A 2,209-nucleotide genomic window follows, 5' to 3' on the forward strand; every position below is an offset into this window, starting at 1 on the left:
TGCACTTGAATAGCATGCTATGCAATGATACATAGCATGCTATATTAGTGAAAGGAACCCACATGCCTGAACTTGCAGAACTCGACAGCGCCGTCACGCTTTTCGAACAGATGGACGCCGAAGAAGGTCCGGTTGTCCTGATGAACCTGTTCACAATAGACCCATCTGATGAGCAGGCCTTGTTGGATGCTTGGGCGCATGACGCTGATTTCATGAAGGCGCAGCCCGGGTACATTTCGACACAGATGCACAAGGGGATCGCCGGCAGCGCGACCTATGTGAACTATGCTGTCTGGCAGGACGTGCAAAGCTTTCGTGCGGCATTCATGCACCCGGAATTCCAACGCCGCATTGCACAGTACCCGGAAAGCGCAATCGCCAAGCCGCATCTGTTCAAAAAATTGGCTGTCGCCAATCATTGTGTCGCCTGAATGATCCGGGATCAGATTGCCATGAAACAGAAAGTCCACGCAGCCGCAGGTGTAACCGCCTTCCTGATCATCCTGACGTTTTGGACGTCCACAGTGCTCAGCGAGGTTTTGGGAACACCGGAAACCATTGCCCTGGTCAAATCCAGAATCCTCTTGGGGATGTTCGCCCTGATACCGGCGATGGCTATTGCCGGAGGCTCAGGCATGGCGATCGGGCGCCGCCGCAAAGATGCCCCGGCCCGTGCAAAGATGAAGCGCATGCCCTTTATTGCCGCAAATGGATTGCTGGTTCTCCTGCCGGCGGCCTTCTTTCTGGAGGCAAGGGCAGGTGCGGGAAACTTTGACGGTGCATTCATCGTTGTGCAGGGCATTGAACTATTGGCGGGTGCGCTGAACCTCACGATGATGGGCATGAACATTCGGGACGGGCGCAGAATGGCCGCACGCAGAAAAAGCAGGGCCTAGGCCTGTTGCCCTTGCAGACACGCTGCCTGTCTCTCGCCTCTTGCCGGCCCGCCTTGAACGTGCTTTGAAATGCGGCAACTGACGGACGGAGGCACCCATGGACCAGATCGCATTGACCCGCATTGCCGAGGCGCTGGAGCGGATGTCGCCCGCACCTTTGGAGGCACCCGATTTCAACGCCGCCAGCGCCTTTGTCTGGCATGTGGGGCCAGAACGGCTGGAAGCGGTGGAACAGGTGAGCCGGGTCGATCTGGAGCTGCTGGTCGGCATCAACCGCTCCCGCGATACGCTGCTGGAGAACACCCGCCGGTTTGCCCAAGGGGCCGCTGCCAACAACGCGCTGTTGTGGGGCGCGCGGGGGATGGGGAAATCCAGCCTGGTGAAGGCCGTGCATGGCGCCCTGGCGGCGGATCATCCAGGGCTGAAACTGGTGGAGCTGCAGCGCGAGGATCTGCCCTCGGTCGCGCGTCTGTTGAATCACCTGCGCGGCTCGGAGAACCGGTTTATCCTGTTTTGCGACGACCTGTCGTTCAGCCATGACGACCAGCATTACAAAAGCCTCAAGGCGGTGCTGGACGGCGGTATCGAAGGGCGGCCCGAGAATGTGGTGTTCTACGCCACCTCGAACCGGCGCCACCTGATGCCGCGGGACATGATCGAAAACGAACGCTCCAGCGCCATTAACCCTTCTGAAGCGGTGGAGGAGAAGGTCTCTCTGTCCGACCGCTTCGGCCTGTGGCTGGGCTTCCACCCCTGTGATCAGGACGAATACCTGGCGATGATTGCAGGCTATTGCGCAGCTTACGGCGTCCAAACCGACGCAGAGGAACTGCGGGCAGAAGCGATTGAATGGCAGGCGACCCGCGGCGCGCGGTCGGGCCGGGTGGCCTGGCAGTTTTTCACCGACCTGGCCGGACGGCACGGGGTGGCGCTGCGATAGGCCGCAACGGCCCCGCAATGTCTGAAACCAGAAAAGCCCGGCGATTTTGCCGGGCTTTTGTTTGTTTGCAGATCCTTACCGCCGTCAGTTCAAGTAGCTCAGCGGGTCTATGCTTTCAAATCCGTCGCGCACTTCGAAATGCACATAGGCATCGTCGCCGCCGCGCAGCGAGGCGATGCGCTGGCCGCGGACCACGCTTTCGCCCTTCTTCACGGTGATATTGCCAACGTTCTGATAGACGGTCAGCAGTTTCTGGCTGTGGCGGATCACCACAATCGGCACATTATTGGAATCCTTGGTGATCGCAGCAACAGTGCCGGCCTCAGCCGCATTCACCGGCGCACCGGCAGCGGCAGCGATGTCGATACCGTCA

4 protein-coding genes are annotated in these 2,209 nt (G+C 59.5%); 3 read left to right on the plus strand and 1 reads right to left on the minus strand.

Features of this window, described 5'->3' with window-relative positions; translation table 11 throughout:
* The first annotated feature begins 62 nt into the window (after window positions 1-62).
* From A2I95_RS32785 to A2I95_RS32795, 3 genes are all read left to right on the plus strand, one after another.
* Window positions 63-431 carry an antibiotic biosynthesis monooxygenase gene (locus A2I95_RS32785; protein ID WP_260005459.1) on the plus strand — a complete coding sequence of 123 codons (369 nt, stop codon included), beginning with the start codon at window positions 63-65 and terminating at the stop codon, window positions 429-431.
* Window positions 432-452: 21 nt separating this feature from the next.
* Window positions 453-896 carry a hypothetical protein gene (locus A2I95_RS32790; protein ID WP_260005457.1) on the plus strand — a complete coding sequence of 148 codons (444 nt, stop codon included), beginning with the start codon at window positions 453-455 and terminating at the stop codon, window positions 894-896.
* A gap of 97 nt (window positions 897-993) precedes the next feature.
* Window positions 994-1,836, plus strand: coding sequence for an ATP-binding protein (locus A2I95_RS32795; RefSeq protein WP_291736563.1), 843 nt, complete (start codon window positions 994-996; stop codon window positions 1,834-1,836).
* Between the two features lie 84 nt (window positions 1,837-1,920).
* Here the strand turns inward: A2I95_RS32795 and A2I95_RS32800 are convergent.
* Window positions 1,921-2,209, minus strand: a 289-nt coding sequence (locus A2I95_RS32800) for a peptidoglycan DD-metalloendopeptidase family protein (RefSeq protein ID WP_291736566.1), incomplete at its 5' end; no start/stop codon positions are given.

The sequence above is a fragment of the Leisingera sp. F5 genome (assembly GCF_001593695.1).